Origin of the sequence: Ilumatobacter nonamiensis YM16-303, from assembly GCF_000350145.1 — a bacterium.
Lineage (GTDB): Bacteria > Actinomycetota > Acidimicrobiia > Acidimicrobiales > Ilumatobacteraceae > Ilumatobacter_A > Ilumatobacter_A nonamiensis.
In genome coordinates this window covers 1-14685 of record NZ_BAOL01000039.1, presented here as the reverse complement: position 1 = coordinate 14685, position 14685 = coordinate 1, and the positions used below count along the sequence as shown (strand labels likewise).

General features: G+C 67.6%; 10 protein-coding genes, 1 tRNA gene and 1 pseudogene. 5 read left to right on the top strand and 7 right to left on the bottom strand.

Annotation, left to right across the window (positions count from 1 at the left end; genetic code table 11):
* Positions 1-66 precede the first annotated feature (66 nt).
* Complete coding sequence (locus ON45_RS05130) at positions 67-1563, bottom strand: LVIVD repeat-containing protein (RefSeq protein ID WP_051062503.1); 1497 nt, start codon at positions 1561-1563, stop codon at positions 67-69.
* A 139-nt stretch (positions 1564-1702) separates the two neighbouring features.
* Between ON45_RS05130 and ON45_RS05125 the strand changes: the two genes are divergently transcribed.
* The gene (locus ON45_RS05125) at positions 1703-2695 is read left to right on the top strand and encodes an endonuclease/exonuclease/phosphatase family protein (protein WP_040492485.1); all 993 of its coding nucleotides are present in this window, start codon (positions 1703-1705) and stop codon (positions 2693-2695) included.
* A 17-nt stretch (positions 2696-2712) separates the two neighbouring features.
* Here ON45_RS05125 and ON45_RS05120 read toward each other — a convergent pair whose 3' ends face one another.
* Together ON45_RS05120 and ON45_RS05115 are read right to left on the bottom strand one after the other, a co-directional pair.
* On the bottom strand, positions 2713-3351 hold the full coding sequence (locus tag ON45_RS05120; protein WP_148288535.1) for a GNAT family N-acetyltransferase: 639 nt from the start codon (positions 3349-3351) through the stop codon (positions 2713-2715).
* The gene (locus tag ON45_RS05115) at positions 3348-4310 is read right to left on the bottom strand and encodes a DMT family transporter (protein WP_040492477.1); all 963 of its coding nucleotides are present in this window, start codon (positions 4308-4310) and stop codon (positions 3348-3350) included. Before ON45_RS05115 ends, ON45_RS05120 begins: the two co-directional genes overlap by 4 nt.
* 160 nt (positions 4311-4470) lie before the next feature.
* Between ON45_RS05115 and ON45_RS05110 the strand changes: the two genes are divergently transcribed.
* Both ON45_RS05110 and ON45_RS05105 read left to right on the top strand, forming a co-directional pair.
* Positions 4471-5325: a type 1 glutamine amidotransferase gene (locus ON45_RS05110; RefSeq protein ID WP_040492475.1), complete on the top strand. Its 855-nt coding sequence runs from the start codon at positions 4471-4473 to the stop codon at positions 5323-5325.
* Positions 5326-5336: 11 nt separating this feature from the next.
* Positions 5337-5413 (top strand) — tRNA-Met (locus ON45_RS05105).
* Positions 5414-5509: 96 nt separating this feature from the next.
* Here ON45_RS05105 and ON45_RS21085 read toward each other — a convergent pair.
* Entirely contained in the window at positions 5510-6130 is a 621-nt protein-coding gene (locus tag ON45_RS21085; RefSeq protein WP_051062502.1) for a TetR family transcriptional regulator, read from the bottom strand.
* Positions 6131-6217: 87 nt separating this feature from the next.
* On the opposite strand from ON45_RS21085, the gene ON45_RS22100 reads away from it, so the two are divergent.
* Positions 6218-9019: a flavin-containing monooxygenase gene (locus ON45_RS22100; protein WP_083914382.1), complete on the top strand. Its 2802-nt coding sequence runs from the start codon at positions 6218-6220 to the stop codon at positions 9017-9019.
* Positions 9016-9945 carry a hypothetical protein gene (locus ON45_RS05090; protein WP_148288534.1) on the top strand — a complete coding sequence of 310 codons (930 nt, stop codon included), beginning with the start codon at positions 9016-9018 and terminating at the stop codon, positions 9943-9945. The genes ON45_RS22100 and ON45_RS05090 overlap by 4 nt, the downstream gene beginning before the upstream one ends.
* A gap of 101 nt (positions 9946-10046) precedes the next feature.
* Here the strand turns inward: ON45_RS05090 and ON45_RS05085 are convergent, their stop codons facing one another.
* From ON45_RS05085 to ON45_RS22960, 3 genes and pseudogenes are all read right to left on the bottom strand, one after another.
* Entirely contained in the window at positions 10047-11273 is a 1227-nt protein-coding gene (locus tag ON45_RS05085; protein WP_051062500.1) for a hypothetical protein, read from the bottom strand.
* Positions 11270-11614, bottom strand: coding sequence for a hypothetical protein (locus ON45_RS05080; RefSeq protein WP_040492472.1), 345 nt, complete (start codon positions 11612-11614; stop codon positions 11270-11272). The genes ON45_RS05085 and ON45_RS05080 overlap by 4 nt, the downstream gene beginning before the upstream one ends.
* 25 nt (positions 11615-11639) lie before the next feature.
* Positions 11640-14685: pseudogene (locus ON45_RS22960) on the bottom strand (hypothetical protein); the annotation flags it as partial.

Here is a 14685-nt window from a genome sequence, read left to right as displayed (position 1 = left end):
GTTCTCGTGAACAGTTCCCGCGCTCCGTGCGGGAACTGTTCACGAGTTGACCGGATCGGATGACGGTCAGGTCGGGATGATGCAGATGAACGACGTCGTGCTGTCGGCGGCGAAGCGGTTGGACAAGGCGGCGACGTTCTGCTTGGCGGCCTGCGACAGCTTCGGTGCCTTGACCGGCTTGCGCTGCTTCTGTGCCTTCTTCGCGTCCTTGTCGAGTCGGAGGATGTCGATCCCGCGTGAGATGTCGGCGACGTAGACGACGTCCTCGTAGAAGTACGGCGCGTAGCTCACGGCGTCGTCGGGGCGGTAGTACGCGATCTGGATCGGGTTGCGCGGATCGGAGATGTCGAGGAAGCGGGTTCCCTGTGCGTACCACGAGTAGGCGACGATCTCCTTCTGGCGTTCGAAGTAGTGCGCAGAGCAGAAGGGAGCGGCGATGTCGGTGCCCTCCTCGCCGGCCGGACTCCACGTCGACACCGTCTCGAGGCGGAACGGATCCTCGGGCGTCGACCGCCAGCCTTCGCCGTCGTAGCTGCCCTCGAGCGACGCGATGGCGAACACGCCCACGCCGTCGCACGTGTTCGAGCCGAACGCCTCCTCGGTCGCCAGGATCAGCTCACCCGGCTTGAACCCGTATCGGGCGGCGCCGGGGATGCTGTTGCGTCCGAGCGGGCGGTCCGAGTTGTGGAGGAACGACGACGGGGCCGCCGATTCCGAGATCCCGCCGCCTGCGAACGGAATCGGATCGAACGCGGTCGCACGGCGGCGTCGTTCCTGCAGCGGATCCCAATGCTTCCCGCTAGTGTGGTAGCCGCGTACCCCACCCCGCCCGGACACCCAGGCGATCCCGCGCTCGTCGACCTGCACATCGTGGGCGTATGCCGTGACGCCGTCGAAGCGCTCAGTGTCGATCGCCACCGGTGACGTGGTCACGTTGTCGAGGTCGCGAATGTCCGTGGCGAAGATCGGGCGTCCACCTGGCCAGATCGCCGCCTGCTCCGTGTTCGAAGCAGGTCCGCCCGTCCAGAGGAAGTCACACTCGTTGATGCACGTCGACGTGTGTCCGACGGGGAGCTCCTCGAAGACCTTCAGTTCGAGCGCGGTCGGGTCGGCGGCGTCGACGATGTAGACGCCTGCGACTGCGTCGGGACTCGACGTGCTGCCGTCGTAGGCGCGGGGATCACGCGCCATCATGACGAGTTTGCGCTTCGGGTCGACGTCCATGTCCTCGTTCTGCCAGAACGCACGGACGTTGGTCGTCTCGGGATCACCGGGCAGTTTGAACACGTTCTCGTCGAGTTCGTCGAGGAGCATCGGCACCGTCGGATCGGAGACGTCGTAGCTCTTGAGCCCGAACGTCCCCGACACCATCATCACGTCGCGGGGTTTCCCGCGACCCTTGTACTCGAGGAAGTTGATCGCCACGGCGCCGTCGGTGTCGTCGACCGTGCCCAGGTAGTCGACGTTGTCGATCGCGCCGGGCGGGGCCTCCGCCGCGGTCACCACCGGAGCGCCGAGCGCGAACGCCGACGCGAGCATGAGTCCGACACCGATTCGTTTCATTGCCTGTTCCTTTCGCGACGCCCGCACCGAACCTAGACCGACCGGGTTGCGCTCGTGGTGTTGGAGCGATCACGTGACGTGGTGTTCACGTCGTCGAAATCTCGAGCCTCCCGGACGAGTGCGCGCGACCCTGGGAGACATGAGCGAGTTCCGCGTTGCGACGTTCAACCTCGAGAACTGGGACGAGATGCCGGCGGGTGTGCGTCCCACGCTCGACGAGCGCATCGCGTTGATGCGCCCGCAGATCGACCGACTCCGGGCGGACATCGTCTGCTTCCAGGAGGTCAATGGTCAGGAGCGGGCGGGTGAACCGCGCGGCCTCGCCGCGCTCGAGGAGCTCCTTGTAGGAACGAACCTCGCCGGCGCGACGCTGGTGACGACGCGGACGCAGGCCGGTGAGGCCTACGACCAACGCAACCTCGTGGTGGCGTCGCAGTTTCCGGTGGTCCGGGCGCGACAGATCTGGAACGACTTCGTGGCGCCACCGAAGTACCAGCGGCTCACGGCCGAACCGCCCGACGCCGACGCGGTCACGATCGGGATCGAGCGTCCGATCCAGCACGTCGAGATCGACATCGGCGAGGACGGGATGCAGACGCGAATGCTCCACGTCGTCAACGTCCATTTGAAGTCCAAGCGACCGACCAACATCCCGGGGCAGAAGGTCGACAACTTCACGTGGCGCACGGCGTCGGGATGGGCCGAGGGGTTCTTCCTCTCCTCGCTCAAACGAATGTCGCAGGCGCTCGAAGTGCGTCGACTCGTCGACCAGATCCTCGACGATGATCCGGACGCGTGGATCGTCGTGGCCGGGGACTTCAACGCCGACCCCGACGAGGTGCCGGTGCTCGCGATTCGCGGTGACGTCGAGTCGACGGGGAACGGTGACCTCGCGGGTCGGGTGCTGGTGCCGATCGAGCAGACGATCCCGGAGACATCGCGCTACACGCTGTTCCACCACGGGCGCGGCGAGATGATCGACCACATGCTGGTCACGCGCACGATGCTCGGTGGATACCGCGGCTCGGAGATCCACAACGAGATCCTGCACGACGAGTCGATCGCGTTCGCCGACGATCGGAAGTACCCCGAGTCGGATCACGCTCCCGTCGTCGCCAGCTTCTCCACCTGACGTCGCGGAGGTGATCGTCAGAGGCGGAGTTCGAAGTCGCCGGCGTCGTCGGTCCGGGTGAAGCCGACACGCTGGAGATAGCGGTCGTGTTCCTCGGTACTCGCATCGGCGCGGAGTCGGGTGAGTCCGGCGTCTCGGAACACCCGGGCGCCGGCGCCGTACAGCCAGCGTCCGAGCCGCGAGTCGCGGTGTTCGCGCATCACGTAGTCGAGGTCGATCCGGAGTGTGTCGTCCGTGCGACGTCCGACAAGTAGACCCGCCGGCAGGCCGTCGCGGGTGAGCAGCAGGCTCATGACGTCGTCGCCCGGCGGCATCGAGAACGACGGTTGGAACCGGTGGATGTCGTCGGAGTGGTACTCGATGAAGTCCCGCAGGAACGGTGAATCGGGCCGGATCTGGGAGGCGCCGAGGTCGGCGCGGTCCGACATCCGGACGAGGAACTCGCCGCGCAGATACCAGAGGTTGATCGCGGCGATGCACGCGTTCGTGATCATGATCGGAATCGACTCGATCAGGACCGCATAGACGAAGAAGGTGATCGACCCGCAGAGCGACAGGATCCGCAGGCGCACGATCGAATGCATCGTGAGCGCGAGGACGACGAGCGCCGACGCGACGTATCCGATGAGTTCGGTGGTGTCGACGGCGAGCATCACGTGGTGACCTCCGGTGTGGTGGCGTCGGAGATTCGACGTTGCTCGGACTTGGCGGCCGCCGACTGGTTCCGCACGATCACCATCAGCGCGCCGATGACGACCGCCATCGCGATGATCTGGCGCGCCACGAGCGGTTCGTCGAGGAAGATCCACGCGAAGATCGCGGAGAAGACCGGGATGAGCAGCGTGAACGTCGACCCGATCCACAGTGGAATCCGCACGAGCGACCAGTTCATCAGGACGTGGCCGACGATGCCCGACCCGACCGCCATCGCGATCAGCAACAGCCAGTTCTCGGCCGACGGCCACGACATGTCCTGACCGAAGAGGAACCCGAGCGGGGTGACGATGACCGCCGTCCACAGCGCGGTGCCCGCCGTGAACTCCGTCGGGGTGACGCGACCCTTCGAACGCTTGGAGGCGATGAAGTAGGCGCTCCACGAGAACATCGCGGCAGCTGCGAGCAGGTCGCCGCGGAGGCTGCTGACGTCGTCGCCGGTCGACGTGGTGACGACGACGATCACACCGGCGAGCGCGACCAGTGACCAGAGAGCGTCCTTCGCGCGGATCTTCTCACCGAAGAATCGGGCGGCGATGATGCCGACGAGGATCGGCTGGAGCGAGCCGATGATCGTCGCGTTGACGATGCTCGTCTCCTTCACCGCCGAGAAGAAGAACGCGATGTCGGCGCCGAGGGCGATCCCGCCGAACGTCGTCGCCTTGATCGAGTGGAGATTGAACGTCTGTCCGCGCAGCTTCATCCAGAGGATGAGGGCGAGGCTGAACATCCAGAAGCGGTAGGTGCCGATCGCGAGCCCGCCCATGTCGATGCCCTTGGCGAGAACCGTTCCGGTCGACCACGCGCACACCGCGATCGCCGCGCCGATCAGTCCCGCCGAGAGGTCGCGGCTGTCGTCGACCGAGCCCGACATCGGGGGCAGCGCCTCGGCGTTCGTCACCGCAGCACGCTACCCATCCGTCGGGCGGGCCGAAGGATCGGTCAGCGGTGCGGTCAGCGAGCGACGTCGGTCAGAACGGCCTCGGCGTCTCGGCGCTCAAGTCACAGAGTGTTCACACGCCCGGCCTCGGTGCGACATCGAAGTGGTGGACGATGTTTCGATGACGGGATCGATCATCGCACCGTTCGGGGAGTGCGACCGGAGGCCGCGACCCGGTGCCAGTGCGCCCGACGTCGTCGTGTGGGAAGGCGACGGTGAAGTCGGTCCGTTCGACGGCTACGGCGACCCCCTCGCCAGGCGACTGGAGGCGGCTGGGTTCGTCGTCGCAGTCGTCCCATTGCCCGAGCGAGCGCCCACCGCGACCGAACTAGCCGCCCCTGCCCATGTGGTCAGCGGCGGGAACACCTCCACCGACGATCCGGTCGACTGGCTTGTCCGCTCCGCCGAGCAGCTCTCGGGAGTGATCGACCGTGCGCTTGCGGGTGAAGCAGCGATCATCGGGATCTGTTTCGGCGCACAACTGCTCGCCCGGGTGCTGTTCGGGGAGCGCGCGGTCGTGCCGCATCGCGATGGCCTTCATGCGGGACTGATCGAGGTTCGTGACCGAGAAAGCGGTACGGAGCACGTGGTGTCGTCGTTTCACCATCACCAGATCGAACGTCGGTCGGTGATGCGTGGCGGAGGTGACGTGGTCATGTCGTCGGACCTGACGCCGGTGCAGGCGTTCGAGATGGGTTCGGTGCGTGGGGTGCAGTTCCATCCCGAGTGGGGACCCGCCGAACTGACGAGTGCGTTGTGGTCGAACCGGCATGTGACCGACGCGTACGACGTGTCACTGCGTGACCTCGAGGCGTCGATTCGCGAGCGTGCGGACCGGTGGAACGACCGACTCTGGAACCGGTTCGTCGTCGAGCCGGCGCGGACCGCAGTGACGGTCGCCGCTGCCCGACAACCGCTACGACTCGCTGTCTCGCCACACCGGTTGTCGCCGTGGACAACCGCCGCTACTGTATGAAGCCACCTCGACGCGGGGTGGAGCAGTTCGGTAGCTCGTCGGGCTCATAACCCGAAGGTCGCAGGTTCAAATCCTGCCCCCGCCACCATTTGGAAGCCCTGGTAGATCGCAAGATCTGCCAGGGCTTCTTTCGTTGTCCACATGCGCAGACGAGTGGTCCTCGGAGCGGCGGTGGAACCGCAGCTCATGACCGGGGGTCGTTCGCGATGAGGTCGAGAACTGTTTGGAATGCGTCTGCGGCAGCTGCCGTGTCTCCTGATCGAAGGGCGGTGTACGCGCCGCCGGTGGCGGCGGTCATCAGCAGTTGCCCGGTCCTGGTCGCATCGACGTTGCGGGCTGATCCGTCAGCGATCGCCCGCTCGACGTCGGCGACGAAATGGGCCTCGACGAGTGTCATCCATGGGCCGAACTCGGGTTCGAGTTCGCGAGCCGATGTTGCTGACTCGAAGCCGAGGACGAACGCCGCGCGTACCCGGATCGGTGCTGTTCGGCCGAGTTCGGCGAGTCGATCCGCCTTGGCTCTCAGCACATCGATGCCGCTCATCTCGCCGGTGCGTTCGATCTCGAGGCTCTGGCGGTAGTCGATGCGGATGAGGGTTTGGGCGAGGCCGAGCTTCGACCCGAATCGGACCCTGACCATCTCGCGGCTGTAGCCGGCTCGGGTGGCGATGTCCCCAGCGGTGGTGGCGTGATAGCCGTGTTCGACGAACAGGGTGGCGGCGGCGTCGAGCAAGCGCTCGCGGGAGTTCGCGACGCGTTCGGCCTGGCTGGCGCGGGGACGGGTGGCCACATCGGAGTCGCTCATCCCAACATATTTGCACAGATGCAAATAAAGTGCCAAGATGTCCAATCCTGCGGGACTTCGCCTGCTGGACCTCGAAGGGGACTCACGATGCTCGACTCGAAAAGCACACTGGACGAAGTACGCGCGAAATACGTCGCCGAGCGGGACAAGCGCATCCGCCGGGACGGCAACGATCAGTTCACGGCGATCGCCGGCGATCTCGAGGACCTCGGGGCCGACCCATACGGCGGCGAGAGCACCAGGGCCGAGCCCATCACCGACTGGACCGAGGTCCTGATCATCGGAGGCGGGTTCGGAGGGTTGACCGTTGCGGGGCGCCTCAAGGCAGCCGGGGTCGAAGATCTGCGGATCGTGGAGAAGGGCAGCGATGTCGGGGGCACGTGGTACTGGAACCGCTACCCGGGCGTCCAGTGCGACATCGAGTCCTACATCTACCTCCCTCTGCTGGAGGAGACGGGCTACATGCCGTCACTCAAGTACTCGTACGGCGACGAGATCCGCCAGCACTGCGAGCGAATCGCCGACCACTTCGACCTGTACGACCAGGCGGTGTTCTCCACCGAAGTGACCGAAGTCGCGTGGGATCCGACCGCGAAGGAGTGGACCGTTCACACCGATCACGGCGACGCGATGCGGGCACGGCACGTCGTGATGGCGAACGGTCCACTGAACCGACCCAAGCTGCCAGGCATCCCCGGCATCACGACCTTCGGTGGCCACATGTTCCACACGTCGCGCTGGGACTACGACTACACGGGCGGTGATCAGCACGGTGAGCTCGATCGTCTGGGTGACAAGAAGGTCGCGGTGATCGGTACCGGGGCGACCGCGCTGCAATGCGTGCCTCACGTCGCTCGAGGCGCCGAGCATCTCTACGTCGTGCAGCGCACCCCGAGTGCGGTGGACGCGCGCAACAACGAGCCGACCGACCCCGAGTGGGCCGCCGCGCTCGAACCGGGTTGGCAGCGCCACCGAGCCGACAACTTCCTGGCATTGTGGTCGATGCGGAACGAGCCCGAAGATCTCGTCGACGACCTGTGGTGCGACCTCACCCGCCGGCTGAGGAGCGGCGTCGCCGCCAAGATCGCAAGCGGCGAGGCGACGGTCGATGACCTCCCTGAGCTCGTCGAGCTGGCCGACTTCGAGTCGATGCAATCGATCCGCGACCGCGTCGAGCGTTCCGTCGAGGACCCGGAGACGGCCGAGCTGCTGAAGCCGTACTACCGCAAGCTCTGCAAGCGGCCAGCCTTCCACGACGACTACCTTCCGACGTTCAACCGGGCAAACGTGACCCTCGTCGACACCGGCGGGCAAGGTGTCGAGCGGATCGACGAGACCGGGTTCGTCGTCGATGGCACCCACTACGAGGTCGACTGCATCATCTTCGCGACCGGGTTCGAGGTCGGCACGACCTACACCCGCCGTGCCGGCTACGACATCATCGGCGCCGACGGCGTCCAGCTCTCCGAGAAGTGGGCCGATGGGCCCAGCACGTTCTTCGGGATCCAAGCGGCTGACTTTCCCAACCTGTTCTTCACCAGCACGATCCAGGGCTCGACCGGCATCAACCTGACCCAGACACTCGACGAACAGGCCCAGCACATCGCGCACACACTCGGCCGCGGTCACGAGCTCGACGCGGAGGTCATCGAGGTCACCGCCGAATCCGAGGCAGCCTGGGTCGAACGCGTCCGGCTGTCAGGCGTCGAGAACAGGCGTGACTTCCTCGGGTCGTGCACCCCCGGCTACTACAACGGCGAGGGCGGTGAGGGCGGCGCGAAGGGATTCTGGGAACACGAATTCGCCGGCACTGCGCTCGACTTCTTCGAGATCCTCCGCGATTGGCGTACGACGGCGCACCTTCCGGGCCTCCTCGTCGATGGCAAGGCACTCGAACCCACACCCGAGGACGACCAGCGCCACCGTTCGCTCGAGTCGGTGCACGTCCGGTTGACCCCCGAGATGCGGCGCATCGTCGAGGCCAGGGCGTCGCAGCCTCGTCCACCTCTGCCCGAACTCGGCGTCGACGTCGCGCGCCAGGGGTTCGCTGCAGCCGCCAAGGCCGGTCAGTCGGGCCCGTCGGTCGAACAGGTGCGGGACATCGAGATCGAATCGGCCGAGGGCTCGATCCCTGCCCGGCTCTACCTCAACGGCGCGTCCGCGAGCGAGGTCATCGTGTACTTCCACGGTGGCGGGTGGACCGTCGGCTCGATCGACGACTACGACGCGCCGTTGCGCCGGCTCGCGTCGACGACCGGCGCCGCCGTCTTGTCGGTCGGCTACCGCCTCGCTCCTGAACACCCCTTTCCCGCCGCCGTCGACGATGCCTGGACGGCGCTGCGTTGGGCAACAGACCATCGGGATGAGCTCAGGAGCGAGCGAGCGTCGTTGTATGTCGCCGGAGACAGCGCGGGGGCGAACTTGGCAGCCGTGATGGCGCTGCGGGCCCGTGATCACGACATCGAACTCGCCGGTCAGATCCTGCTGTATCCGAGCGTCTCGGGGGACTCCGAGGCGCCGTACTTCGACGACTTCTCGTCGCCGTTCCTGACCAAAGCCGAGATCCAGTGGTTCTACGACCTGTACGTGCCGCGCAGCGATGACCGCACCAACGTCGCCTTCGCTCCCTTGTTGGCGAACTCTCACGCCGACCTCGCTCCCGCGTTGATCGTGACCGCGGAATTCGACCTCTTCCGTCAGGAAGGGGCGCTCTACCGGGATGCCCTCCAAGCAGCAGGCGTACCCGTCGTCCACCGCGACTACCTCGGCGCGATGCACGGATGGTTCTCGGTCGCTGACGGCACCCAGCTCGCCATGAAGGTCCACCGCGACATCGCCGAGTTCGTCGCATCGAACACCGACGCTCCGGCCGGGACGATTGATCGATGAGCCTTCCTGACCGAGTTCCGACAGTGACCGACGACGATCTGGCTGCGCTCGAGGTCGATCTGCAGGCTGCGATGGCGGAGAGGAGTTTCGGGACGCTGAAGGTCATCGGCTACGGCGAGACCGGGGTGGCTGTCGCCCATCCAGCCGATGATCCGGTTGCCGTGGTCAAGCGGCTGGGCTCGTGTGTCACGCGCGAAGAGATCGACGAGTGGTTCGACTTCCTCCGTGCGTACGAGGAGTTGCTGGCACCGTTCGTGTCCATCGCCCCAACCGAGAAACGAATCATCGAAGGGGGACCGGACGGTCGACTGGTCCCGTTCCTGATTCAACCGTTGTTCACTCGTTCCCAGCTCGTCGAGAAGATCCTGGAGGACACCGATCCCGTCGTCGATCATCCGATGCTGGTCGCCGTTCGTGATGCGGCGCTCGACGCGATGGTCGATGGTCGACAGGTGATCGATTCGCAGCTCTCGAACTTCGCGTGGGATGGAGAGCGACTCGCGCTCTTCGACTGCGGTACGCCGTTCGTCTTTCATGCAGACGGCGAACCGGACTACCGGTTGGGCGTGTTCAAGAGCGCGTTTCCCGCCGTGCTGCGGCCCGTGGCGATCAAGGCCGCCGAGAAGGTGATGCGCGACTTCCGCACCCCGAACGGCAATCTCGCCCACTCGGCGCTCAGTGCTGTTCGCCTCGGGCAAGAGCGCTGGCTCGACGCCATCATCGAGACGTTCAATGCCGGAATGGCCGAACGAGGTGTCGGCGAGCCGCTCGAGCGCGAGAACGTGCTCGAGCAATTGGACGGCCTTCAGCGAGACATGAAGGTCATCAAAGTCGTCGGCAGGCTGAACCGGGCGTACGTCGAGAAGGTCCGACGCAACACCTACGACTTCTTCGTCACCGACAGTTTCACCAAGGAACTGCTCTGACCGAGCGATGACCATTCTTCTGGTCGCGTTCTTGTGCGGGAGGCGGGGAGAATCGCGACGAGAATCTTGCGCGGCGGGCGGGTTCAACCTGCGCGGTGGTGTCAGGGTTTGAAGGTGACGACCTGGGGGCGGACGTTGGTGCGGGCGTTGCCGCCGTCGAGGGTGAAACCCGACGCGATCCAGTAGGTGGTACGGGTCGGGTCGGGGAGCAGGTCGATGTAGTCACCCCATTTGCCGTCGCCGGGGCCGTGGGTCGATGCGGTGGCAGTCGTCATCACCCAGGTGCCGACGTCGGGGTCGAGCCATCCGACGGCATGGGCCGGGAACGATGATCCCCCACCACAGAACGCGGTCACCCCCACGTCGCCGCGCCCGTTCGCGGCCGCCGCCGGGTACGCCCACGCACAGTCGCTGCTCCAGAGGTCGGGCTCGTCGATCACCGTCAGGTCGTCGGGCCGCAATCGCACGACGCGCACGAACGGCAACGGATGGGTCGCATCGGCCGACGCCGACCACGCGAACCCGATCTGGTCGTCGGTCCGCCAGCCCGCGGTGATCCGGTCATCGAGTCGGTCGAGCCAGCGCCCACCGTCGGGACTCGCCGCCAGGTACGGACCCTGGTTCCACGCTCGCACCGGCACCGAGGTGGGCTGGACCGCGGCGGCATCGGCGGCGCTGTCCGCCCACGAGAACACCACGACCGCGAACTGGGTCGGATCGTGGCCGGCGAACACCGCATCGGCGCCCGCGCCCTTGGCGAAGCGCAGCGAACCGATCCGATCGGTCGACCATGCCTCGCGCCCGATCGCACCTCGCGCCTTGAGCTCGTCGAGTGAGAACCGCAACACGACCGCCCGGCGCCACCGGTCGTCGGCGACCCCGAACACGTTGAACGACACCGCCAGCTTGTCATCGGTCTCGACCAGATCGGGATAGTCGAACCACACGTCGTCCCATGCCGGATCCACGTCGGTCGGCCGGGTGTCCCACCAGGTCCACGTCCCGGGCGCCCCCGTGGAGCTGACCGCGATCCGGACGATGTTCCCGGCGCCGTCCTTGCGGTACTGGAGCAGCCAGATCCACAGCCGGCGGGACCGGCTGTAGTGCACCAACTGGTCGCAGCAGAACCCGGGCCCCGACGCCGGGAACTCGGTGAAGGGGTCGACGTGTTCCCAGGTGGTCCCGCCGTCGGTCGAGCGCGAAGCGAACCAGTTGCCGGTGATCATCCGCCGATGACCCGACACGGCGACGCTCGGTTCGCACACCGTGCCCGTGCTCGACCCGGTCTCGGGCCGTCCCAACTGCGCGATGTCGACGACCGTGGTCACGACTCGCCCGCACCGTCGTGGTCAGCACCGTCTCCAGCGTCGTCGTCGGCACCGTCGCGTACGGCCTCGGGCACGTCGGGCGATGCCGCTGAGGTGGTCGCGTCGAGCGGCGCGTCGGCATCGTCGGCACGGCCACGACGGACCGGAGGCCCGGGTGGTTTGCGCGCGGGGCTCGTGCCCGCCTCGCGTGCGTCGAGATCAGGACCGAGATCGTGACCGGGTTCGTCCGCCGACCGCGACCGCGACTCTGCCCGCGCGCCAGTGCGCGGACGGTGCGGTTCGACCGGCACGCACTCGTGCATCTCGCCGGCGGGAGTCGTTTCGTCGGACTGGGTGGACATGGGCGCCTCCGGGACGATCGTGGGTCTAGAAGAGCTGGTTGCCGGGGCGTCGCCACACCGAGATGAGCCGCGCCGCGGCATGGGGCCAGTGTCGCACGAAGCGATCGACCCTGTCGATCGGCCCGGCGGTCGGTGCGGAGAACTGGTCGATCGTCGACCCCGCCAGGGCCAACAAGATCACCCGGTGCCCCGGCGTGATCCCCGACAGATCGACGTTGATCGACACGGCGCGCGGCATGCGAGCCTGGAGCGGGATCGCCAACCGGTGCAGATCGGTGCCGTCGGCGGCTTGCACCGCGGTCCACCCGGCCGGCACCGCGATCGGGTTGACGGTGAACAGGCTCTGCGCGTACGCCGGGATGCCGGTGCAGTCGGCGGCGCTCAGCGCGGCGGCGCTCGGCCCGCTGCGGAACAGCAACGCCACCCCGGTCCCGTTCGCTCCGATCGGGCGGGTGTCGCGGTGGTGGACCAGCACGTCGACGGTCGACCGCTCGCGGTACACCTGCCAGACGTCGTTCGCGTCGCGTCGCGGCACGACGCTCTCGATCATGTCCAGTTCGGTCGCCGGCAGCGCCGGCACGAGCCCGTTCTGCCATGGTGCGCGGTACACGCCAGGGGCACCGTTCTCGTCGACGGCGGCGGCCATGACCGCGTCCCACAGCGGGCGGTCGACGCGCCGCTGGCCGGGGTTCGGGACGCCGACCAGCCGCCGATGGCGCTCCACCAGATCACCGAACTGGTCGGTCCAGCGACCGTCCGGAATGACCGCGGGATACAGCCAGCGGAACGCGGTCTGGAACGTCCAGAGCTGATACGTCAGCGAACCGTTGACGAGGTTCGTGCCGCGGAACGAGGGCGTGTTCGTGACCGGTGCCTCGGGCCGGATGACGATGTCGGGCGACGCGGTCGCCGAGACCGGTGGTGCGGTGGTCCGTCGCCGCGGGTTCGCGAGCGAGGTCGGCAGGATCCGCCGGTCGTCGCGGGCGTGGACCCGCACGTAGGTCCGTCGGGGCTCGGCGTTGGCGAGGTCGACCTCCCACACACCGCGCGACTGCGTTGCGGCGCGGAGCAGGACCGGCGAGCCGGCCGCTCCCGCCGGGTCGGTCCAGAACGACAGGTCCTGCACGGCCGACTCGGGGAGTCCGTTGACGAGCGTGGTCCAGGGGCCATGGGCGTTGCCCGGCGCCGGGCCACGCGTCGACTGCCACACGCCGGTGACCGTGCCGACGAACACCTGATTGGCGTTGGTGGGGTGGACCACCACCGAGTACGCCGGGTCGATCGGGCTGACCAACGGGATCAGCCCGGCCAGCGCATTCGTGAGGCCGGTCAGGCGGAACCCACCGGCCGTGTTGTCCCAGTAGAAACAGGTGTCAGCCGCCCGCGTCGGCGGCACCGCCGGTTGAGCGGGGATCGGTGGCCCCGGTGGGTTCGGGATCGCCGGGACCGCGGGGGAGCCGGGGGCAGTCTGACCGTTGCACACCAGGTAGAAGTCGTTCGTGCCCGGCACCGGCGCGATGTCGGTGAACGTGTTCCCCGCGGCGGGAAGCACCAGCGGCGCAGCCGGCGCGGCCCCGCCGATCTGGAACACGATCACGCCGGTCCACTGGTTCGTGCCCGCCCCGGTCTCGGTGTAGCGGACCACACCCAGTTGGTACAGCGCGAGCAGCGTCGTCGGATTGACCCACTTGACCGTGATGACCGACCCGAGACCCGGCACGCCGAAGGCCGCGAGCGGAGGGTTCGGAATGCGGGCGGGCCGAGGGTCGATCGCAGCAGCCGCCGCCGGCGGCGTGCCGGGCGTGATCGGCAGGACGCGCCACGTGTTGGGGTTGGCGGTGCCGAGGTCGTCGGTGATCCAGACCCGTGTGGTGCCCAGGGCGATCCGGGCCCGATTGCCGGCCGGCTGGACGATCGTGTCGATGCCCGAGTAGAACTCCGACGCCCCTGCCTCGAGGTCGGGGTTCAGGTTCGCCGGATTGTCCGCGACGAGCGGGCGGACGTAGTTGTGCGACGGGTCGCACGCCCACGCGGCGCGAGCGAACTGGCCGAGCACGTACTCGGAGCGGACCGGGTGGAACGCCACACCGCCGCCGTCGCCCTGCATGGTGGTCTTGACCTCCCACACCGACTCGCCGACCCGGATCTGGCGGCCGTTGTCTTGGCAACCGAGCATCGCGAACCCGCTCGACGTGGGGTGCGAGGCGATGAACCCCGCCTCGATCGACGCCAGCCCGACGTTGCGCGACACGAAGGTGTTGCTCTGCCCGTTGAGGAACGACGCGAAGACGCCGCCGTCGCAGCCGACCCAGATCTGCCGGCTCTGGTCGGGGTTGGTGGCCTTGTGCAGCGCGTGCACATCGGGGTGCACGTTCTCGCCGACGAGCCCCACGACCGCGGTCGCATCGGTGGTGCCACCCGGTTGATCCGACACCCCACGCGCCGGATTGAGCGTCGCCGCCGCGAGCGGCACCGCGGGCGGTGCCGGAGCCGGCGGCTGCGGCGCCGGTGGTGGCGGGACGACATCCCACGCGTAGATCGCGGCGTTCCACGCCAGCAACGGCGCCGAGCTGTTGGGATTCGCGGGTGACCGGTAGAGCGAACCGGCGATGTACACCCGGTCGATACGGGCCTGCGGCGCCGGTGGTGGCGGCGAGCCGGGGTCGGTGTGGGTGGTGACCACGATCGCCTGGTCGTAGTCGCGCTGGTTGCGCCAGAGTTGCGCCGCCGCCGGGGCGCCGGCCAGTGCAACCGGGGCCGGCGCGGGAGCGCCGGGATTGTTCACCTGCCAGACGGTCGGTGTGCCGCCGCCGGCGGTGGTCTCGCCGAGCACGTAGACGCGGTCGTTGTCGTCGTTGACCGCCAGGCTCAGCCGTCCCTGGATGCTCTGGCCCGCCGGGACCGGGAGCGCGACCCACGTGTAGTTGGTGCCATTGTCGTCGCTGAACGCGAGACCCGAGTTGCGATAGCAGATGAACAGCCGGTTGCCCACGTGGGCGACGTCGGTCGGATCGTTCGGCGGCGCACCGGCGGCGGCCGCCGGTGGGCTCGGCGGGCTCGGCGGCCCGGGG